Here is a 21,867-nt window from a genome sequence, read left to right on the forward strand (position 1 = left end):
TGCGCCAGGCAAAAGCGGCGTGCATTGTGCCCGAAAAATGGGGTTTAAGCCAAGGGTTCAGTTAACACTGCTCCATCTCTGATTTATCAGCAGCTCAATCGGGCGGTATTCAGTCTTGTAATTCATCTTTTTGCAGTCCTTGATCCAGTACCCCAGGTACAGGTTATCAAGCCCCATGCGCCGGGTTTCTGCGATCTGCCAGAGAATCCCGTAACGACCCAGGCTGCGGCGTTCTTCCTCGGGTTCGTAGAAGGTGTAAACAGCCGATAAGCCGTTAGGCAGCACATCGGTCACGGCAACGGCCAGCAAGCGTCCATCGAGACGGAATTCATAAAACGTCGAGAACGGCAGGTCACGCACCAGAAAAGTCGAAAACTGATCGCGGCTCGGCGGGTACATGTCGCCATCGGCATGTCGCTGTTCGATATAGCGCTGATACAGATCGAAGTTTTCTTCGCTGAAGCACGGCTTTACCGCCGTAACCTGTAAGTCGGCATTGCGCTTCATGATGCGTTTTTGCTGACGATTGGGGGCAAATCGTGCCACTGGAATGCGCGCAGCCGTGCAGGCATCGCACTTCAGACAATGGGGTCGGTAAAGGTGATCGCCGCTGCGTCGAAAGCCCATTTCGGACAAGTCGGCATAGACCTGCACATCCATTGGCTGGCTGGGGTCGAGAAACAGCGTTGTAGCCTGTTCTTCGGGCAGGTAGCTGCAAACGTGAGGTTGAGTGGCATAAAACTTCAAACGCGCCAGCTCGGTCATGATTGGCCCTCGGGAAATCTTTGAATTAAGTGTAAGACAGTGCGCAAAAATCGTCTGTAAAACACTCGGTATCTTGTAGCTCTTATAGGTTTAAGTCCCACTGTGCCGTTGTAGGTTGGTCCAGATGGTCGCGCAAGTAGTCGGCAAACTCTCGGCGCGGGATGGATCGTGCGCCCAGGCTTTCCAGGTGAGGCGTCGGCATTTGGCAGTCGATCAGTACGAAGCCCCATGCCTGAAGGTGTCTTGCCAGCGTGATAAAGCCAAATTTTGATGCGTTGTCAGCACGACTGAACATGGATTCGCCAAAAAAAAGCTGGCCCATTGCCAACCCATACAGCCCTCCAACCAGTTCGCCGTTGTCCCACACTTCCACAGAGTGTGCATGGCCGCGGGCGTGGAGCTCGGTGTAGGCATTTTGCATGTCGTCAGTGATCCATGTGCCATCTGCATCGCGTCGAGGGCCGGCACAGGCTTGTATGACCGCCTTGAAATCGCGATCAAAGCTCACCTGATAGCGTTGCTGGCGCAAAAGCTTGGCCATGCTGCGCGACACATGCAGTTCCTCGGGGAACAGTACTGTGCGTGGATCTGGCGACCACCAGAGGATAGGCTGGCCTTCGGAGAACCAAGGGAAACAGCCATGACGATACGCCTGAACCAAGCGGTCTGCTGACAAGTCTCCGCCTGCCGCCAGCAGCCCGTTGGGCTCGCGCATGGCCTTGGTCAGCGGCGGAAATGTAAGGGTGTCGCGTTTTAACCAGGTCAGCATGGTAATTAGTCTTGCGCAGGTGGGGGGAGGGCGCCTGCAACTCTACTGCGCCAATGCGGTCTCAATCGATCTGCCATTTGGAATCAGTTGCTGTTTTACAGTGCTATAAGTCTTTGTCACAAAAGATAATGCATGCTCAAATCAGGGCTTCACAGGCATTTCGGGCACTCACTGGCCCGACGCATGTGTCGGCGTGGCATCAGCGGCTTAAACCCGTACAATGGCCCGCCTGTTTGAGCTGATCTAAACTGCATGCGTACCCGCGCTGACAACGGTGGTTGATAGTACAAAGCGGCATGCAGCGCGAGTCCAGTGTCTGGTGTTAACGAGTTATCTGCTCGACACGCGTAGTTCCTTGCAGTCAATTTAGTCAATTAATAGTTGGGCGCGCCACAGGCGCAGGAAAAGACCCGTTTTGAAGAAATCCACAGCAGCACCCAAAGTAGTTCCTCTCTGGCGTCAGCAATTGCACTACCGGCTTAAGGAAGGTGCACTGATTGCTATCGGCGCCCTCTGCCTGTTTATGATCATGGCCTTGCTGACCTACGCCAAGGATGACCCTGGCTGGAGCCACAACAGCCGTATTGTCGATGTGCAGAACTTCGGTGGGCCTGCGGGTTCCTACAGCGCTGACATCCTGTTCATGGTGCTCGGCTACTTCGCTTATATCTTCCCGCTGTTGTTGGCAGTCAAGGCGTATCAGATCTTCCGTGAACGGCATCAGCCGTGGCAATGGAGCGGTCTGTTGTTTTCGTGGCGTCTGGTCGGGTTGCTGTTTCTGGTGCTCTCGGGTGCGGCACTGGCTCACATACATTTTCATTCGGCCTCGGGCCTGCCGGCAGGCGCGGGGGGAGCGCTGGGCGAAAGCCTGGGCGATCTGGCCAAGAATGCCTTGAATATCCAGGGCAGCACCCTATTGCTGATTGCCTTGTTCCTGTTCGGTTTGACGGTGTTTACGGACCTTTCATGGTTCAAGGTCATGGACATGACCGGCAAAATTACCCTCGACCTGTTTGAACTCATCCAGGGCGCTGCCAACCGCTGGTGGTCGGACCGTAACGAGCGCAAGCAACTGGTTGCTCAATTGCGTGAGGTCGACACCCGCGTCAATGAAGTGGTTGCCCCCAGCGTTTCCGATAAACGTGAACAGGCCAAGGCCAAAGAGCGTTTGATCGAACGCGAACAGGCGCTGACCAAACATATGTCCGAGCGCGAAAAACATGTGCCGGCGGTGATCACGCCGGTACCGACCAAAGCGCCTGAACCCAGCAAGCGCGTGCAGAAAGAGAAGCAAGCGCCCTTGTTTGTCGACAGCGCCGTTGAAGGCACTTTGCCTCCCATTTCCATTCTGGATCCAGCTGAGAAAAAACAACTCAACTATTCACCGGAATCCTTGGCGGCCGTGGGCCACTTGCTTGAAATCAAGCTCAAGGAGTTCGGGGTAGAAGTCGCTGTTGACTCGATCCATCCCGGCCCGGTGATTACCCGCTACGAAATTCAACCCGCAGCCGGGGTCAAGGTCAGCCGTATTGCCAACTTGGCCAAAGACCTGGCGCGTTCACTGGCTGTGACCAGTGTTCGGGTGGTTGAAGTCATTCCGGGCAAAACCACGGTCGGTATCGAAATCCCTAACGAAGATCGTCAGATCGTACGTTTCAGTGAAGTACTGTCCACGCCTGAGTTCGACAACGCTAAATCACCTGTGACCTTGGCTTTGGGCCACGACATTGGTGGCAAGCCGGTGATCACCGACCTCGCTAAAATGCCGCACTTGCTGGTGGCCGGTACGACAGGTTCCGGTAAGTCGGTGGGTGTGAACGCCATGATCTTGTCGATCCTTTTCAAGTCGGGTCCGGAAGACGCCAAGCTGATCATGATCGACCCGAAAATGCTTGAGCTGTCTATCTACGAAGGCATCCCGCATCTGCTGTGCCCGGTCGTGACCGACATGAAAGACGCCGCCAATGCCCTGCGTTGGAGCGTTGCCGAGATGGAGCGCCGCTATAAGCTGATGGCCAAGATGGGCGTACGTAACCTGGCCGGTTTCAACCAGAAGATCAAAGATGCCGAGGCAGCGGGCGAACCGCTGACCGATCCGCTGTACAAGCGTGAAAGCATTCACGACGAAGCGCCCTTGCTGACCAAATTGCCGACTATTGTGGTGGTCGTTGACGAATTTGCCGACATGATGATGATCGTCGGCAAAAAGGTTGAAGAGCTGATCGCCCGTATTGCCCAGAAGGCACGAGCGGCGGGCATCCACTTGATTCTCGCCACCCAGCGACCGTCGGTGGATGTGATCACGGGTCTGATCAAGGCCAACATTCCGACCCGTATGGCGTTCCAGGTGTCGAGCAAGATCGACTCGCGCACCATCATCGATCAAGGCGGTGCCGAGCAGTTGTTGGGGCACGGTGACATGCTTTACATGCCGCCGGGCACCAGCCTGCCGATTCGGGTGCATGGTGCATTTGTATCTGACGAAGAAGTACACCGTGTGGTTGAGGCGTGGAAGCTGCGCGGCAGCCCGGACTATAACGACGATATTCTTAACGGCGTTGAAGAGGCCGGCAGTGGCTTTGAGGGTGGCAGTGGCGAAGGCAGCGAAGACAGCGAGACCGACGCGCTGTATGACGAAGCCGTTCAGTTTGTACTGGAAAGTCGTCGCGCTTCCATCTCTGCCGTGCAACGCAAACTTAAAATTGGCTATAACCGTGCCGCCCGTATGATCGAGTCCATGGAAATGGCCGGTGTGGTCACAGCAATGAACACTAATGGCTCGCGCGAAGTGCTGGCGCCAGCTCCGATGCGCGATTGATCTGCTCGCGGGTATCCGCGAGCGGCGTTCAACTAATCAATGAGGATTCTCATGCGTTTTACCAGCATGTTGTTGCTACCGATTTTGGCTTTTTCGTCACTTTCAGCTCATGCTGATGCCCAGGACGTCACTCGCTTGAGCCAGTTGCTTGAGAAGTCGAAGACCATCACGGCTAACTTCTCGCAGTTGACGCTGGATGGCAGTGGCACACGATTACAGGAAACCAAAGGCGAAATGTCGGTGCAGCGCCCTGGCCTGTTCTACTGGCACACCGAAGCCCCGCAAGAGCAAACGATGATTTCCGACGGCCAGAAAGTGACCCTCTGGGACCCGGATCTGGAACAGGCCACCATCAAAAAGCTGGATCAGCGCCTGACCCAGACGCCGGCATTGCTGTTGTCGGGTGACGTGTCGAAGATCAGTGAAAGTTTTGATATCAGCTCGAAACAGGCAGGCGAGGTCATGGAATTTATCCTTAAGCCCAAGACCAAAGACACGCTGTTCGATTCGCTGAACCTGTCCTTTCGCAATGGCATGATCAACAACATGCGCCTGGTTGACAGCGTAGGTCAGCGTACTGACATTCTGTTTAGCGGTGTTAAGGCCAACGAGCCGATCCCTGCCAGTAAATTCAAGTTCGTCATCCCGAAAGGGGCTGACGTCATCCAGGAGTAATCCTGGAACAAGAGGTTTGAAGCGTTGCCCATGGATCTGTTTCGAAGTGCCCCGATTGCTCAACCCTTGGCTGCTCGCTTGCGTGCGGCCAATCTGGACGAGTACGTCGGCCAGCAACACTTGCTCGCCCGGGGCAAACCCTTGCGCGAAGCGCTGGAGCAGGGCGCGCTGCATTCGATGATCTTCTGGGGGCCGCCGGGGGTGGGTAAAACCACCTTGGCGCGGTTACTGGCAGAAGTCTCGGACGCGCATTTTGAGACGGTGTCTGCCGTGCTGGCCGGGGTCAAAGAGATTCGTCAGGCGGTCGAAATTGCCAAGCAGCAGGCTGGGCAATATGGGCGCCGTACAATTCTGTTTGTCGATGAAGTTCACCGTTTCAACAAGTCGCAGCAAGATGCGTTTCTGCCTTATGTTGAAGACGGCACCCTGATTTTTATCGGGGCCACCACTGAGAACCCTTCCTTTGAGTTGAACAACGCTTTGCTGTCGCGGGCGCGGGTGTATGTGCTCAAAAGCCTTGATGAAGCCGCGCTGCAGCAACTGGTGCAGCGTGCGCTGACCGAAGAAAAGGGTCTGGGCAAGCGTGGGCTGACGCTCAGCGACGAGGGCTTTCATATCTTGCTGCGCGCGGCAGATGGCGATGGCCGGCGTTTGCTCAACCTGCTGGAAAACGCCTCGGATCTTGCCGAAGACAACAGCGAGATCGGTACCGAGTTACTGCAAAGTTTGTTGGGTGATACCCAGCGTCGCTTCGACAAAGGCGGCGAGGCGTTCTACGACCAGATTTCGGCGCTGCACAAATCGGTGCGTGGCTCCAATCCTGATGGCGCCTTGTATTGGTTCGCGCGAATGATCGACGGTGGCTGCGATCCGCTGTATATCGCTCGTCGTGTCGTGCGCATGGCCAGTGAAGACATCGGCAATGCCGATCCGCGGGCCTTGAGCCTGTGCCTGGCGGCATGGGATGTGCAAGAGCGTCTCGGCAGCCCGGAAGGGGAATTGGCGGTGGCGCAGGCCATCACGTATCTGGCCTGTGCACCTAAAAGTAACGCGGTATACATGGGGTTCAAGGCGGCACTGCGCAGCGCTTCCGAGTACGGTTCGCTTGAAGTGCCCATGCATTTGCGCAATGCACCGACCAAGCTGATGAAACAACTGGGTTACGGCGAAGAATACCGTTACGCCCATGATGAACCTGATGCCTACGCGGCTGGCGAAGACTACTTCCCGGATGAACTGGAGCCTTTAGCGCTCTATCAGCCGGTGCCACGCGGACTTGAGCTTAAAATTGGTGAGAAGCTCAAGCACCTCGCTGCACTCGACCGGGCAAGCCCTCTTCAGCGGAGAAAACCTTGATTCCATTGGTTCTAGCGGTCTCGGCTGGCGGCATTGTGGGCACCTTGTTGCGTTTCGCCACGGGTAACTGGATTAACACCAATTGGCCTCGGCACTTTTATACCGCGACATTGGCCGTTAATATCGTCGGCTGCCTGCTGATAGGTGTTCTGTACGGACTTTTTTTGATTCGCCCGGAAGTACCGATTGAAGTCCGCGCTGGACTCATGGTCGGTTTTCTGGGGGGGTTGACCACCTTTTCATCTTTTTCACTGGATACGGTGCGCCTGCTTGAAAGCGGGCAAGTGCCACTGGCACTGGGCTATGCGGCTCTCAGCGTATTCGGCGGGCTGCTCGCAACCTGGGCCGGCCTGTCCTTGACCAAACTTTGATAAACGAGAAACCGACATGCTCGATTCCAAACTGTTACGTAGCAACCTTCAGGACGTAGCGGATCGCCTGGCATCACGAGGCTTCACGCTGGACGTGGCGCGCATCGATGCGCTAGAAGCCCAGCGTAAAGAAGTCCAGACCCTGACCGAGAAGCTGCAGGCCGAGCGTAATGCGATCTCCAAAAGTATCGGTCAAGCCAAGGCGCGCGGTGAAGACATCGCGCCGTTGATGGCCAGCGTCGAGACCATGGGCACTGACTTGGCCAATGGCAAAGTGCAACTGGAGGCGATCCAGACTGAGTTGGATTCCATCCTGTTGAGCCTGCCGAACCTGCCAGACGCTTCCGTGCCGGTAGGAGCTGATGAAGACGACAACGTTGAAATTCGCCGTTGGGGCACGCCGAAGGTCTTCGATTTTGACATCAAGGACCACGTAGCGCTGGGCGAGCAGCACGGCTGGCTGGATTTTGAGACCGCCGCCAAACTGTCCGGCGCACGTTTTGCTTTGCTGCGTGGCCCGATCGCACGTATGCACCGCGCTCTGGCACAGTTCATGATCAACCTGCACACCGGTGAACACGGCTACGAAGAGGCCTACACGCCTTATCTGGTTCAGGCACCTGCGCTGCAAGGCACTGGCCAGTTGCCAAAATTCGAAGAAGAACTGTTCAAGATCAGCCGCGAAGGCGAAGCTGACTTTTACTTGATTCCTACTGCCGAAGTGACCCTGACCAACATCGTCGCCGGTGAAATCGTCGATCACAAAGCCCTGCCGATCAAATTCGTGGCGCATACGCCGTGCTTCCGCAGTGAAGCGGGCGCATCGGGTCGTGATACCCGCGGCATGATTCGTCAGCACCAGTTCGACAAGGTTGAGATGGTTCAGATCGTTGAGCCTGCAACCTCGATGGACGCGCTGGAAGGCTTGGTCGGCAATGCCGAGAAAGTCCTGCAATTGCTTGAACTGCCGTACCGCACGTTGGCTTTGTGCACCGGCGATATGGGCTTCAGTGCTGTTAAAACCTACGACCTTGAAGTGTGGATCCCGAGCCAGGATAAGTACCGCGAAATTTCGTCGTGCTCCAACTGTGGCGATTTCCAGGCCCGTCGTATGCAAGCACGTTTCCGTAACCCGGAAACCGGCAAGCCTGAGCTGGTACACACCCTTAATGGTTCCGGTTTGGCAGTAGGTCGTACGCTGGTTGCAGTGCTGGAAAACTACCAGCAGGCAGACGGCTCGATTCGCGTGCCAGAAGTGCTCAAGCCTTACATGGGCGGTATCGAGGTCATCGGCTAAATGGAGTTTCTGCCGCTGTTTCATAACCTGCGGGGCAGTCGCGTACTAGTGGTCGGCGGTGGGGAGATTGCCTTGCGCAAATCCCGGCTGCTGGCCGATGCGGGCGCCGTATTGCGGGTTATCGCACCCCAAATAGAACCTCAGTTGTGCGAATTGGTTAACAGCAGTGGCGGTGAGCAAATCTTGCGCGGCTATGTTGAGTCGGACCTTGACGGGTGTGTGCTGATCATTGCCGCCACCGATGACGAGCCGCTTAACGCGCAAGTCTCGGCTGATGCCCATCGGCGCTGTGTACCGGTCAATGTGGTGGATGCGCCAGCGCTGTGCAGCGTTATTTTCCCCGCCATTGTCGACCGCTCGCCGTTGGTGATTGCCATTTCCAGTGGTGGCGACGCGCCCGTGCTGGCGCGTTTGATTCGGGCCAAGATCGAAACCTGGATTCCTTCAACCTACGGTCAATTGGCGGGCCTTGCGGCGCGCTTTCGGACACAGGTCAAAGGTCTTTTTCCTGACGTACAACAGCGTCGCGGTTTCTGGGAAGATGTTTTCCAGGGGCCGATTGCGGATCGCCAACTGGCCGGGCAGGGCGGCGAAGCCGAGCGGTTGCTGCAGGCCAAGATCAACGGCAAAGCGGCCATTACCACGGGTGAGGTCTACCTGGTGGGCGCTGGCCCGGGTGATCCTGATTTGCTCACCTTCCGCGCGTTGCGATTAATGCAGCAAGCTGATGTGGTGCTTTACGACCGCCTGGTGGCGCCTGCCATCCTTGAGTTGTGCCGTCGTGACGCCGAACGTGTGTATGTCGGTAAACGTCGCGCTGATCATGCGGTTCCGCAGGACCAGATCAACCAGCAATTGGTGGACCTGGCCAAGCAAGGCAAGCGTGTGGTGCGGCTTAAAGGCGGTGATCCGTTTATCTTCGGGCGTGGCGGTGAAGAGATCGAAGAACTGGCCGCCCACGGCATTCCGTTTCAGGTGGTGCCGGGTATCACGGCGGCCAGTGGTTGTGCGGCGTATGCCGGCATTCCGCTGACGCATCGTGATTATGCCCAGTCCGTACGTTTTGTAACGGGCCACCTGAAAGACGGCACCAGCAATCTGCCTTGGGACGATCTGGTCGCCCCAGCGCAGACCCTGGTGTTTTACATGGGCCTGATTGGCTTGCCGATCATCTGTGAGCAGCTGATCAAACATGGCCGTTCTGCAGATACGCCAGCGGCGTTGATTCAGCAGGGCACGACGTCTAATCAGCGGGTTTTCACCGGCACATTGGCGGATCTGCCGACCCTGGTGGCGGAGCACGAAGTCCATGCGCCGACACTGGTGATTGTGGGTGAAGTGGTGTTGCTGCGCGAGAAGTTGGCGTGGTTTGAAGGAGCGCAATCGCAGGTGTAAAAACGCCCTCACCCCAACCCTCTCCCGGAGGGAGAGGGGGCTGACCGAGTCACTTTCAAAAAATATCCCCATTCCAGTTCCCTCTCCCTTTGGGAGAGGGTTAGGGTGAGGGGCTTTTGATCTCAGTCCCGGTTATCCCCCACCAGGCTTTCCACCGACGGCACTCGCGTGTCGCTCTCCATCTGCGCATCGTGCTCGATCTGATGGCTAAAGCGGTCCAGTGACCCTTGCGCCGGTTGTGCATCGCTGGCAAAGACCGGCGGGCTCATCATGTACACCCCCAACAGACGACTCAACGCCGCAAGGCTGTCGATGTGGGTGCGCTCATAACCGTGGGTCGCATCACAACCAAAAGCCAGCAGCGCGCAACGAATGTCATGCCCGGCCGTGACAGCGGAGTGCGCATCGCTGAAGTAATAGCGAAACATGTCCCGACGCACTGGCAGTTCGTTCTCCGCACCCAAACGCAGCAAATGCCGCGACAAGTGATAGTCATACGGGCCGCCCGAATCCTGCATGGCCACACTCACGGCATGCTCACTGGAATGTTGGCCCGGCGCCACTGGCGCAATATCAATGCCGACGAACTCACTGACATCCCAAGGCAATGCGGCAGCCGCGCCGCTGCCCGTTTCTTCAGTGATCGTGAACAAGGTATGACAGTCAATCTGCGGTTGCTCGCCGCTTTCCACAATCGCCTTCAAGGCGGCCAGCAGTGCCGCGACGCCAGCCTTGTCGTCCAGATGACGGGCACTGATATGCCCGCTTTCCGTGAACTCAGGCAGCGGATCGAACGCCACAAAATCGCCAACATTAATGCCCAGCGAATCACAGTCCGCTCGCGTGGCGCAGTACGCATCCAGACGCAATTCGATATGATCCCAACTGATAGGCAGTTCGTCGACACCTGTATTGAATGCGTGGCCTGAAGCCATCAGCGGCAACACGCTGCCACGTATGACGCCATTGTCGGTAAACAGGCTGACGCGGCTGCCTTCAGCAAAACGGCTGGACCAACACCCGACAGGTGCGAGCACCAACCGACCGTTGTCTTTAATGGCGCGAACACTGGCGCCGATGGTATCCAGATGCGCTGAGACGGCGCGGTCCGGGCTGCTTTTTTGGCCCTTGAGCGTAGCGCGAAGGGTACCGCGCCGCGTCAGCTCAAAAGGAATGCCCAGCTCTTCTAGGCGTTCGGCCACATAACGCACGATGGTGTCGGTGAAACCGGTGGGGCTGGGAATGGCCAGCATTTCCAGCAATACCCGTTGCAGGTAGTCGAGGTCGGGTTCAAGGATGGTGCGGTTCATAAGGCCTCCTGAGGCGAGGCTCGCCGCGCAAGTGAATGCGGCAAGCCTGAATGACGTTCAGCGGCTGCGTTCAGGGTGCAGGCTGACTGTGAGGGAACAACAAATCGATAAAGCGTTCAGCGGTAGGTTGCGGTTCGTGATTGGCCAGCCCGGCCCGCTCGTTGGCTTCGATAAACACATACTCCGGCTGGTCGGCGGCGGGCACCATCAAATCCAGCCCGACAACGGGAATATCCAGCGCACGGGCGGCACGAATGGCCGCGTCCTTGAGCACCGGGTGCAAAATGGTGGTCACGTCTTCAAGGCAACCCCCGGTGTGCAGATTGGCAGTTTTGCGCACGGCTAACAGTACGCCTGCGGGCAACACACTGTCGTATTCATAGCCTGCAGCCTGCACGGCGCGCAGTGTCTCGGCGTCTTGAGGGATGCGACTTTCCCCCTGTGTCGCCGCCTGACGTCGGCGGCTTTGGGCTTCAATCAGTTGCAGCACGCTGTGATGACCATCGCCCACTACTTGGGCAGGGCGTCTGATGGCGGCTGCCACCACATCAAATCCAATTACCACAATGCGCAGATCAAGACCTTCGTGGAAGCTTTCAAGCAGTACTCGGCTATCGAAGACACGGGCGGTATCGATCGCGGCTTGTACTTGGTCAAATGAGTCCAGATCGACCGCCACGCCGTTGCCTTGCTCGCCATCCAAAGGCTTGACCACAATGCGCGAGTGCTCTTCGAGAAACGCCAGATTGTCATCGCCATTGCCGGCCAGTTGCTGCACCGGCACGTTGAGGCCTGCTTGACTCAAGACTTTGTGCGTCAAGCTCTTGTCCTGACACAAACTCATGCTGATTGAACTGGTCAAGTCGGTCAGCGACTCCTTGCAACGTATTCGCCGCCCGCCGTGGCTCAGCGTGAACAATCCGCTGGGCGCGTCGTCGATCTGTACATCAATCCCGCGTCGATAGGCTTCTTCAACCAAAATACGAGCGTAGGGGTTAAGCCCGACTTCAGGGCCCGGCCCGAGAAATAATGGCTGGTTGATACCGTTTTTACGTTTGATCGCAAAGGTCGACAGGTTGCGAAAACCTAGTTTCCCGTAGAGGTTTTTGGCCTGCTGATTGTCGTGCAGGACTGACAAGTCCAGATAACTCAGACCGCGACTCATAAAGTGTTCGACCAAATGCCGCACCAGCACTTCTCCCACGCCGGGACGTGAGCACTGAGGATCGACGGCCAGACACCATAAGCTGCTGCCGTTCTCCGGGTCGTGAAATGCCGTGTGGTGATTCAAGCCCATCACACTGCCAATCACCGCGCCGCTGTCCTCATCTTCGGCAATCCAGTACACCGGGCCGCCCTGATGCCGTGCGGTCAGCAGTGTGGGATCTATGGGTAACATAGCGCGTGCTTGATACAGCGAGTTGATCGCGCACCAGTCGGCCTCGCTTTGCGCCCGGCGAATACGGAAACCGCGAAATACACGGGTCGCCGGGCGATAATCGGTAAACCAGAGGCGCAGCGTGTCAGAAGGGTCCAGAAACAGTTGTTGCGGCGACTGCGCCAGCACTTGCTGCGGAGCCGCCACATACAGCGCAATATCGCGCTCGCCCGGTTGTTCATTAAGCAGTTCGTCGGCAAGGCTGCCCGGATCAGGGAAGGTATGCCCGATCAGCAGTCGCCCCCAGCCGCAATGCACGGCCACGGGCTGCGCATCCAGTGCGCTGCCGTCTTCGGCAAAACGTGCTTGCAGACGTTCATAAGAAGGTGTTTGACCGCGCAGCAAGCGCTGGCTGTAAGCCGTAGCGAGGGGTTTCATCGGTCAAATTCCTTGTTCGCTCAGCCACAGATTGAGTGCGGCCAATTGCCAGAGCTTGGAGCCATTGAGCGGTGTCAGCTGGCCTTGCGGGTTGGTCAGCAGCGTATCGAGCATCGCTGGTTGAAACAGCCCGCGGTCCTGGCTCGGATCGAGCAATAAATCGCGGACCCAATTCAGGGTGTCGCCTTGCAAATGCTTAAGGCCGGGTACCGGGAAATAGCCTTTTTTACGGTCAATCACTTCGCTGGGAATGACCAGTCGCGCGGCTTCTTTGAGCACCTGCTTGCCACCGTCGGGTAATTTAAAGCGTGCCGGAATGCGCGCTGACAGTTCGGCCAGCCGGTAATCAAGAAACGGGGTGCGCGCCTCAAGCCCCCACGCCATGGTCATGTTATCGACGCGTTTGACCGGGTCATCCACCAGCATCACCGTGCTGTCCAGGCGTAACGCCTTGTCTACGCCTGCATCAGCGCCAGGCTGAGCGAAATGCTCACGAACGAAGTCGCCGGCCGCGTCATTGTCGGTCAGCCATTTCGGTTGCACGGTGGCCTTATAGTCTTCATAGCTGCGATCGAAAAAAGCTTCGCGATACGCCGAATAAGGATCGCTGGCGCCGTCTATCTGCGGATACCAGTGATACCCGGCAAACAGCTCATCAGCACCTTGACCGCTTTGCACCACCTTGCAGTGTTTGGACACTTCCCGTGACAACAGGTAAAAGGCGATGCAGTCGTGGCTGACCATCGGCTCACTCATGGCGCGGAAGGCGGAGGGGAGTTGCTCGATGATTTCGTGTTCACCGATGCGAAGCTGGTGATGACGAGTGCCGTAATGCTTGGCGATCAAATCCGAATACTCGAATTCATTTCCTCGCTCGCCACCGGCGTCCTCAAAGCCTATCGAAAATGTCGACAGATCTTGTACGCCTACTTCCCGCAATAACCCGACCAACAGGCTTGAATCGACGCCGCCCGAAAGCAAAACGCCCACATCCACGGCTGCGCGCTGGCGAATAGCAACGGCTTCACGGGTGCTGTCGAGCACGCGGTCGCGCCAGTCTTCCAGGGTCAGATGGGCTTCATCGGCGTGTGGGCCGTAGGGCAGGGTCCACCAGGTTTTCTGTTCGGTATCACCTTGGGCATCGATACGCATCCAGGTCGCAGGCGGCAGCTTTTCAATGCCCGCGATCAGCGTGCGTGGCGCGGGTACCACGGCATGAAAATTGAGGTAGTGGTTGAGTGCAACCGGATCGAGCATCGGATTGATGTCTCCACCCTTGAGCAGTGCCGGTAACGTCGAGGCAAAGCGCAGCCGCTGGCCGGTACGCGACAAATAAAGGGGTTTCACGCCCAATCGGTCGCGGGCAATAAACAGGCGTTGAGTGTCCCGTTCCCAAATGGCGAAGGCGAACATGCCATTGAGTTTTGGCAGTAATGCCTCACCCCAAGCGTGATAGCCCTTGAGCAGCACTTCTGTGTCACCGCCGGAATAAAATCCGTAGCCCAAACCTTCAAGCTCGGTACGAAGTTCGGGGAAGTTGTAGATGGCACCATTAAACGCCAGTGACAAACCCAGCTGGCTGTCGACCATAGGCTGCGCTGAGCCGTCCGACAAATCCATGATTTTCAGTCGCCGATGGCCCAGCGCGATAGGCCCCTGACTGTGAAAGCCCCACGCGTCGGGTCCGCGAGGTGCCAGGTGATGGGTAATGCGTTCGATGGCTGCCAGATCGGCAGGGTGTTGATCAAAACGTATCTCGCCAGCTAATCCACACATACTGCTTAAACCCTTTTGTCTCCGGGGCCTGTTGCACATTGGCCCGGTTTTGGATCGGGTATAGCGCTCTGACCCGTCTCCCGATCCTTTCAGCGCGAATGCATCATCAGAGCGCGCCGCCGTAAGTCGTCTGGTTTTTACGAGTGCCTTGGGGCGGCGATCGTTCAATTAAATTCATGAGCGGTCATGGTTCAGGCGTACAGACAGGAACTTAACCCTGGGTCAGTCCTCGTATTCTTACTATCCATGGGAATTCAGACATGAGCATCGGCGCACGATTGAAGTCTGAGCGACTAAGGCTTGGATTATCACAGGCTGCTATTGGGGGAATTGGCGGTGTTGAAGTAAATGCACAAGGTCAGTACGAAAGTGGTAAGCGGATACCGCGTGCTGATTATTTGGCGCTAATCGCATCAGCGGGCGTCGATGTGCTGTTTGTGGTGACTGGAAATCACACCCAAAACGGTAATATTGACTCCTTCAACGCCGCAGAAGCACTGGACAATGCTACTGAGTGCCTAGAGAGGGCTAAAGATCAGCTACAGAGGTAAACGGTACTAAGCCGATTCATGTTTTTTCTTGTTCATAACTATGTACGGCATACGGGTCGTGATGCACAGGTAGCGTGAATTCCTGTTCACTTTGACCTGAGACTGGTTATGACCTCTATTCACCCCTCCCCAAAACTTCCTCTCGATGCGCGATCAGCCACATTCAGTGATTTTGAACCGTTGGAACTTGTGCTAAGTAATATGCCCAAATGGCTGGTGGACGCTGATCCGCACATAATTTCTGAGTTGAATGAAGCTATGGCTCAAAGCCGGGCTTTTCATGGCCGCATAGGTAAGAAATTCGGCCAGTTACAGAGTATTGAAGCCTTTTGCGGTTCGCTGCTGTCTGCTGAAGCATGGCGAGAGTTCGGCCCCTTGGTGGATGTCCATCGTGACTATCTGGCGGCGGTACATGTTCAGTTGGTTACCGACCAAACCCTTATATTAACGGTGCGTCCCCATTGGATACACGATGAGCCCAAAACTCTATTGTGGGCCGCTTTACAGAATTTCACCGAGAGTGAAGCGCTTGTGGGCGGCTTCAATCCGCAAAGCCACATACGCCATGGCGGGAATCCTGCTCAGGTCAGCGCGGTACAACCCTGGCAATTTGCCGCGCTGTGTCGTCGACTGGATTTGGGTCAGAAGTATCAAGCTTATCTACAGCAGTTCCTCGGGGTTGCACCAACAGGTGCCACTTCTCTGAATGACGTACAACGAACTACACAGATCAACCTGCAACGGCTCAAAGCCTATGATATGCAAGTCGATGTCCATATTGCTTTCCTCAAGAAGAACATCAGTCGAACTGCCTACGACGCCATATTGCCTGTCCTGCTGAGCGCAACCTCTCTGGGTTCAGTGACTCTAGTAGCGCTGGATGGTCGGTCCGTGATCCTCAGTTCTATATCGATTCTGGATACAGTGATTGACGGTGTACTGATTTTTACTTCGGACACTCCTTTGTTGCACCCCCACAATCGATTGATCGTCTATATCCCCAATGATCCTGTAGCACCGTTTTATGAATACAGCTCTTTGCAGGCATTTACCGACGCGTTGAAGCAGCGATTGCTGGATTCGGCCTATGTGACGTTCTTCTCACGCTTCGTTGCTTTGAGTGAGCGCGCCGAATTCATGCATAAAGTGGCTGAAAAGAGCGATTACCTGAGGCTCACCACTACGCCTTTGGTCACGAGGGCAGACGAGTATTTGTCATCTGTTCAACTGAAGAATATGTTCGCTGATGCGCAATTGCTGGCTGTTCCGACGGGGGTGTTGGACGACCGGGAACGTGAAGCGCGTTGGCAGCTTTACAAAACAGCCGGCTTGTTTTTCGTCAATCTGGCCGCGCTTTTCGTGCCTGTGCTGGGGGACATCATGCTGGCTGTGGCCATTGGTGACATGCTCAAGGAAGTGTATGAAGGCGTCGATGATTGGAGTCAGGGCGATATCGACCATGCCCGTGAACACTTGCTCAATGTTGCCAAGGACGCTGCGATCAATGTTGGGGTAGTTGTCGGAGTGACTGCGTTTAAGGCTGCTGCCAGTCGCTTGAGTGCTGCGGCCCAGGCTCATTTTGAAAATTTCCAGCCGATCAGGCGTGATGATGGCTCTGTACGGCTATGGAATAAAGGCCTGGAGCACTATGCCCATGATGAGGCCGGTGCGCAGGTGCACAAAGCTGATGCTCAAGGCATTTTCACGTTCAATAACCGCCAACATGTCGCTGTGGATGGTAAACACTACCCCGTTGAGTTTGATCAGCTATTGCGTCAGTGGCGAATCGTTCATGGGGGCAGATCTGATGCCTTCAAGCCCGCGTTGTTGCATGACGGCAAGGGCAGATGGCTGCACGCTCATGAACAACCCCTTGAGTGGCAAGGCAGCAAAGCATTAGTGGGGAGACTGGGACAAGCGCCGACCAATCTTGATGGACAAACGCTCGAGAAGATCAGGCAATTGACGGGTACCTCCGAAGCGGTCATTAGACGTGTACACGTTGATAATCTCCCTACGCCCCCATTGCTGGCGGTCACTCTCAAGCGTTTTGAGATTGATCGCAACCTTGATGCTTTTATCCGCCAGATGGGGACCACGCAGTACAACGCAGAGCGTTGGGCCAATTGGCAATTGCACCAATTGCCTTACATGCCGGGCTGGCCTTCGGGTAAAGGCTTGAGAGTGACTGATGCGACCGGCCAGGCTCTGGCTTCATACGGCACGGCGCAGGTGCCCGCAACGTCATACATCAACCTGATGCCCTCCATACTGGAACAAGGAAAAGTCTTTGAGGCTGTTGTTGCAGCGTTGACGGATGTGGAGGCCAAGGCATTATTAGGTGACGAGTTGAGTCATGGGCTTAGTCCCGCTCGAGCGCTGGCCCGCTCGCTCGGTCAGTTTGTAGATGAAAATCGGCAAGCCGTTTTTGAGCGTATTTATGCACGCGCTGACACCCCTAAAACCCCAGAGGCAAGTACTGTTTCAGTTGCTTTTCCAGGGCTGCCCCGGTCTGTAGCTGAAGCGTTGAGAGAATCAGCCAACTTTGATCAGCGTGGAGTGCTGCGCACCAGCAAAGTCCCTCTCGCACTCGCCGAAACCGCAAGGGTGTATTTGCATGAAATAAGGCTGAACCGAGCGCTGGAGGGGTTTTATCTAAAGGGGCATCTCAATGCTGACACTGACAGGCTGACAGTGCATTTTGTGAAGCAGTTACCGGGCTGGTCACCCGATCTATCGCTGGAAATTCGTGAGGGTGGATTACAAGGGCCTGTGATTCGCCGTATCGGTACTGTTGAAGTAGCGCCTGCGAGGGGCTTGGTCAGAACCCCACAGGGGTATCAGCGGTATAAAATGTGGGGTTCCAGTTATCGGCTTGAACCTGGCATTTACCCTTCATTACCCAACGCGATCTTCACATCTTTAACTGCGTTTGAACGCGAAGCCATGGGCTTCGGTTCATTGTCTGACGCCGCTAAATTCAACGAGGCGTTAGCTGCTCAAGCAGCCCGTGCGCGTGCCGAAGTTGCGACGGTACTGGGAATGCAACCCATAAAACCGCGGTTTAAACCCCTTTCAATCTTGTCGGATGGTCAAGTGGGCTACCCATTGTGCGGACTTGATGCGGGGCCTCACGGAAGCGCCCTGCAGCGGCGCGTTCGTGAACTGTTTCCCGAGTTTAATCAGGACCAGGTACTGGATTATCTGGATGGTTTAGTCGCAAGAGGTGCCGACCCGTTGTCTGTGCTGCGGGAACGAAAACGCATCAGGACGTCACTACGAAATTGCTTGCAGATATGGATTGATGCCCCCTTAACTGAGCTGCCCCCTGGAGGCGCAATCATCGACTACTCGGAAAACAGGTATCAAGCCGCCGGCCTGATTGAACGGATCTGGCGCCACAATCCGCAGCATTATTCGTTGGTAGGTCTTACAGATGGACTCAAATTGAGTCTGGAAGGGCTGCGCGTATTAGGTTTCCCGGTATTACCCGTAATGGCCGAATTTGGTCATGTCCGCGAGCTAAATCTGAACAATATGGGTTGTAAGGACACCGCTGCCGGTTTTCTTGAGCATTTCAAGGGGTTGGAATCCCTTGAAATGGACAATAACGAAATGTCTCACTTGCCTTCGTCATTGGGGAACATGCCTGATTTGCAGCGTTTATCCGTAGCGCGAAACAATTTGTTTTTAAGCTCAGGAAACCAAGTGACGCTCAATGCCTTAAGCAAACTAGAGATACTTAACCTGAACGATAATTTTCTTGGGCCTGAACTGGATCTCAGCCAGTTGGGTCATCTGCGCCGTATTTACGTGCGTCGCACCTGGCTTGACCGCTGGCCCGGCGGATTGATCACACGGCCACTGTTGGAAGCGGCAGACCTGCGGGAAAACCGAATTGTCGAAATCCCCGAAGAGGTCTATCAGGCATCGCCGAAGCTAACCCGCAATATCACGATGTCGAACAACCCTTTATCACCTGCCAGTCGCTTGCGTTTAGCCCGTTTTGTGAGCCAAGGCGGCAGCAGTATGGGCATCAGCAGTGACGAGTTATTGAGTGAAGCAGCTGCCTTTGAGTTCTGGACTACAGGTATTACCAGCGTCGAGCTGGCCAGGCGTGAACAGCTATGGAACGGTCTAAGAGCCACTGATGCCTCTGAAGACCTGTTTATTATCTTCAGTCGCCTGACGACGACAGCTGAAGCACAGGCCGTGCGACAAGACCTCAGTCGACGTATTTGGGAAATGATTGAAGCTGCGAGCGATAATGCCGAGCTTCGCTATGATCTGATGAACATTGCCGCTTCGCCCCGCAGTTGCACAGACAGCGTGCTGATGGCTTTCAGTAATCTTGAGGTGCAGATGGAGCTGGCCAAAGTGTCATGGATACAACCCGCTCAGCCGCAAAAGTTGTATGAGTTGGGTAAAAGTTTATTTCGCTTGGACAAACTGGCGAAGCTCGCGGATGCGCACTGTGCATCGCTAGTGCGTGCTGGAGGGGCTGCTCCGGATGAACTCGAAGTGTTGTTAGCTTACCGAATTGGTTTGGCCAGAACACTTGAACTACCAGGGCAACCTCAGAGCATGACCTTCAAGAATTTGGCCGGGGTCACTGCTCAGGACCTGGAGTATGCCCGACGCTCGGTCGTAAGTGCCGAACTCAACCTTGAGCACAATATCTTTATAAGCACCCTTGATTTTTGGAAGGCATATTTGATCAACGAGCAGCAAGTGGAATACAGCACGCTGACCGAACCGTACTTTGAAAACCTGAGCGAACTCTTGAAAAAGTCCCCGGAAATGGGCAGTCAGCGCTATTTGCGCAGGGTGGGTGAAGTCCGTAATCAAATGGACTCTGCGGTGGATGCCTGGAGTTTGAATAAGACCAATGCCTTTTTGAACTCATTGCCATCAGGGCCATCCACTACAGCCCTTTGATCAATGTGCGCAAGCCGAACCGGTTGGGATGACAGGCTTCAGCAATTGCACGCGGCACAGGCAGCGGTTCGTCATTTAGCCAGGCCGCGATGATTTCACCGGACAAGGGGGCTGTAATTAACCCTCGAGAACCATGGCCACTGTTGACGTACAAACCGTCCAGCCATGGGCACGGTATGTCGGGCATCTGGCGCGCATCTTTGCGTAAAACCGCGTAGGCGCTGGCAAACTCATCAGGTTCTGAAAGAGGTCCGACAATGGGCAGGTAGTCAGGGCTGGTGCAGCGAAAGGCGGCCCAGCCTTGTAACTGTTCAGGGTCAAGCTGCTGGCCAAAGCGTTCGACCAGATCGGGGGATATTTCTTGCAGCAGGTCGAGGTTGCTCTGATGCCCGGCGGGAGTGGTGGTCAAATCATCATTATGGAAATCGAAGCTGGCGCCCAATGTATGTTCGCCCAGTCGGCCGGGAGCGACATAACCTTCGGCGCACACCACAGTCTTCAGCACGGCAGTTTGTGCCGTTTCTTCCAATTGCGTAATTTGCCCGCGAATTCGCTTGAGCGGTAAACCGCTGGTGGCCGGGAAGCGCTTCACTTCAGCCGCCCCGGCAAGGATTGCAACCGGGGCACTGGCGAGGACCTGATCGTGATGACAGGCTTGCCATTGGCCGTCGACATTAATGAGTTCAACAACATCGTGGTGGGTCAACACCTGAACATTGGGATGCAAGGCCTGATACTGGCACAAAGCTGGAGGGTGAACCCAACCACCTTCCGGATAGAAAAGGCCGCCATGGGCCAGCTCGATACCTGCACGTGACTGTGCCTGAGCCTGATCGAGCACATGCACCAAAGCAGGCGGGAATGCCGCAGCCAGTTGCGCCTGTCGTTCGGCTTCTTTTGCGTTAAAGCCCAGTTGTAAAACACCGCAGTCGTCCCAATCACGGCCGCGTTGCAGCTGTTCCAACAAACGACGGGTGTATCCGAAACCGCTGACAATCATTCGTGACAGTGTGGTGCCGTGTGCCGACAGTTTGAGGTACAGCACGCCTTGCGGGTTGCCCGATGCCTCTTTAGCCAGCCGTTCGTGACGTTCAAGCAGCACAACCTGCCAGCCGCGTCGGGCCAGACTGTTGGCGCTGGCGCAGCCCGAAAGTCCGCCGCCAATCACCAGCGCCTTGCGCTCACCCTTGGGTTGGGGAGGGCGGGCATACCAGGGTTTGACTGCTGAAGTGGCCAGCGGGTTATCAGGCAGTTCTACAAAAGTGCCGCGCAGGATTTCCCATTTATGGCCGATACCGGGTGTGCGGCGCATTTTAAAGCCGGCATCATTCAATGCCCGGCGGACCCAACCGGTACTGGTAAAGGTGCTGATTGTTGAACCGGGGGCGGCCAGGCGTGCCAGTTGCGCAAAGAGTTCGGGGGTCCACATGTCAGGGTTCTTCGCCGGAGCAAAGCCGTCGAGAAACCACGCGTCAATCTGTGCATCCAGTTGCGGTAATTGCTCAAGGGCATCACCGATCAACAGCGTCAACGTGACTCGACCGTTTGCCAGTGTCAGGGTTTGAAAACCCGGGTGGATAGCGAAGTAAGCCGATATCAGTTGCTCGCTGTATACCGCCAGTTCGGGCCACAGCTCCAGCGCCCGCTGCAAGTCTTCGCGGGTGAGCGGGTATTTTTCGACACTGATGAAGTGCAGGCGCGCATCCGGATGTGCGTATTGATCAAACAGTTGCCAGGCGCATAAAAAATTCAGCCCAGTGCCGAAACCTGTTTCCCCAATCACCAGCTGACGATTGGCAGGCAGGGCAGCGAAGCGTTCTTTCAGCGCGTTCTGTTCAATAAACACATAACGCGTTTCTTCCAGACCCGATTTGTCAGAAAAATACACGTCATCAAACACCCGAGAGTGGGGGCGACCTTGTTCATCCCAGTCAATCTGGGCATTGGGCATTTCAGTAGTCATGTGCGGCTCGGCAACGGCAAGTCGGCCATTCTAGCCGATCAATGAACATGGAACTGATCTGCGGCAT

14 protein-coding genes are annotated in these 21,867 nt (G+C 55.8%); 8 read left to right on the plus strand and 6 right to left on the minus strand.

Annotated features, from left to right (window positions below; all coding sequences use genetic code 11):
• Window positions 1-57: 57 nt before the first annotated feature.
• Entirely contained in the window at window positions 58-765 is a 708-nt protein-coding gene (locus tag GHN86_RS01130; protein WP_153377306.1) for an arginyltransferase, read from the minus strand.
• 82 nt (window positions 766-847) lie between these two features.
• Window positions 848-1,534 (minus strand): leucyl/phenylalanyl-tRNA--protein transferase, encoded by a 687-nt coding sequence (gene aat, locus GHN86_RS01135; RefSeq protein WP_153377307.1) that lies wholly within the window; start codon window positions 1,532-1,534, stop codon window positions 848-850.
• 415 nt (window positions 1,535-1,949) lie between these two features.
• Between aat and GHN86_RS01140 the strand changes: the two genes are divergently transcribed.
• From GHN86_RS01140 to cysG, 6 genes are read left to right on the plus strand one after another with little or no spacing between them, the layout of a single operon-like run.
• Window positions 1,950-4,352, plus strand: coding sequence for a DNA translocase FtsK (locus GHN86_RS01140; RefSeq protein ID WP_153377308.1), 2,403 nt, complete (start codon window positions 1,950-1,952; stop codon window positions 4,350-4,352).
• A gap of 51 nt (window positions 4,353-4,403) precedes the next feature.
• Window positions 4,404-5,027, plus strand: a complete 624-nt coding sequence (lolA, locus tag GHN86_RS01145) for an outer membrane lipoprotein chaperone LolA (protein WP_153377309.1) — start codon at window positions 4,404-4,406, stop codon at window positions 5,025-5,027.
• A 30-nt stretch (window positions 5,028-5,057) separates the two neighbouring features.
• The gene (locus GHN86_RS01150) at window positions 5,058-6,383 is read left to right on the plus strand and encodes a replication-associated recombination protein A (RefSeq protein ID WP_153377310.1); all 1,326 of its coding nucleotides are present in this window, start codon (window positions 5,058-5,060) and stop codon (window positions 6,381-6,383) included.
• On the plus strand, window positions 6,380-6,754 hold the full coding sequence (gene crcB, locus GHN86_RS01155; protein ID WP_153377311.1) for a fluoride efflux transporter CrcB: 375 nt from the start codon (window positions 6,380-6,382) through the stop codon (window positions 6,752-6,754). The genes GHN86_RS01150 and crcB overlap by 4 nt, the downstream gene beginning before the upstream one ends.
• Before the next feature lie 16 nt (window positions 6,755-6,770).
• Window positions 6,771-8,051, plus strand: a complete 1,281-nt coding sequence (serS, locus tag GHN86_RS01160) for a serine--tRNA ligase (protein ID WP_153377312.1) — start codon at window positions 6,771-6,773, stop codon at window positions 8,049-8,051.
• The gene (gene cysG, locus GHN86_RS01165; RefSeq protein ID WP_153377313.1) at window positions 8,052-9,446 is read left to right on the plus strand and encodes a siroheme synthase CysG; all 1,395 of its coding nucleotides are present in this window, start codon (window positions 8,052-8,054) and stop codon (window positions 9,444-9,446) included.
• 122 nt (window positions 9,447-9,568) lie between these two features.
• Here the strand turns inward: cysG and GHN86_RS01170 are convergent, their stop codons facing one another.
• From GHN86_RS01170 to GHN86_RS01180, 3 genes are all read right to left on the minus strand, one after another.
• On the minus strand, window positions 9,569-10,756 hold the full coding sequence (locus GHN86_RS01170; RefSeq protein WP_153377314.1) for an osmoprotectant NAGGN system M42 family peptidase: 1,188 nt from the start codon (window positions 10,754-10,756) through the stop codon (window positions 9,569-9,571).
• A gap of 70 nt (window positions 10,757-10,826) precedes the next feature.
• Window positions 10,827-12,572 (minus strand): N-acetylglutaminylglutamine synthetase, encoded by a 1,746-nt coding sequence (gene ngg, locus GHN86_RS01175; protein ID WP_153377315.1) that lies wholly within the window; start codon window positions 12,570-12,572, stop codon window positions 10,827-10,829.
• Between the two features lie 3 nt (window positions 12,573-12,575).
• Entirely contained in the window at window positions 12,576-14,348 is a 1,773-nt protein-coding gene (locus GHN86_RS01180) for an N-acetylglutaminylglutamine amidotransferase (RefSeq protein ID WP_153377316.1), read from the minus strand.
• A 260-nt stretch (window positions 14,349-14,608) separates the two neighbouring features.
• Here GHN86_RS01180 and GHN86_RS01185 point away from each other — a divergent pair, with 260 nt between their 5' ends.
• Together GHN86_RS01185 and GHN86_RS01190 are read left to right on the plus strand one after the other, a co-directional pair.
• Window positions 14,609-14,899 carry a helix-turn-helix domain-containing protein gene (locus tag GHN86_RS01185; RefSeq protein ID WP_153377317.1) on the plus strand — a complete coding sequence of 97 codons (291 nt, stop codon included), beginning with the start codon at window positions 14,609-14,611 and terminating at the stop codon, window positions 14,897-14,899.
• Between the two features lie 108 nt (window positions 14,900-15,007).
• Window positions 15,008-19,837 (plus strand): NEL-type E3 ubiquitin ligase domain-containing protein, encoded by a 4,830-nt coding sequence (locus GHN86_RS01190; protein WP_153377318.1) that lies wholly within the window; start codon window positions 15,008-15,010, stop codon window positions 19,835-19,837.
• Here the strand turns inward: GHN86_RS01190 and mnmC are convergent.
• Entirely contained in the window at window positions 19,824-21,800 is a 1,977-nt protein-coding gene (mnmC, locus tag GHN86_RS01195) for a bifunctional tRNA (5-methylaminomethyl-2-thiouridine)(34)-methyltransferase MnmD/FAD-dependent 5-carboxymethylaminomethyl-2-thiouridine(34) oxidoreductase MnmC (protein ID WP_153377319.1), read from the minus strand. The two genes, GHN86_RS01190 and mnmC, sit on opposite strands and share 14 nt — an antisense overlap.
• Between the last annotated feature and the right edge of the window lie 67 nt (window positions 21,801-21,867).

Origin of the sequence: Pseudomonas helleri (genome assembly GCF_009600315.1) — a bacterium.
Taxonomy (GTDB): Bacteria; Pseudomonadota; Gammaproteobacteria; order Pseudomonadales; family Pseudomonadaceae; genus Aquipseudomonas; species Aquipseudomonas helleri_A.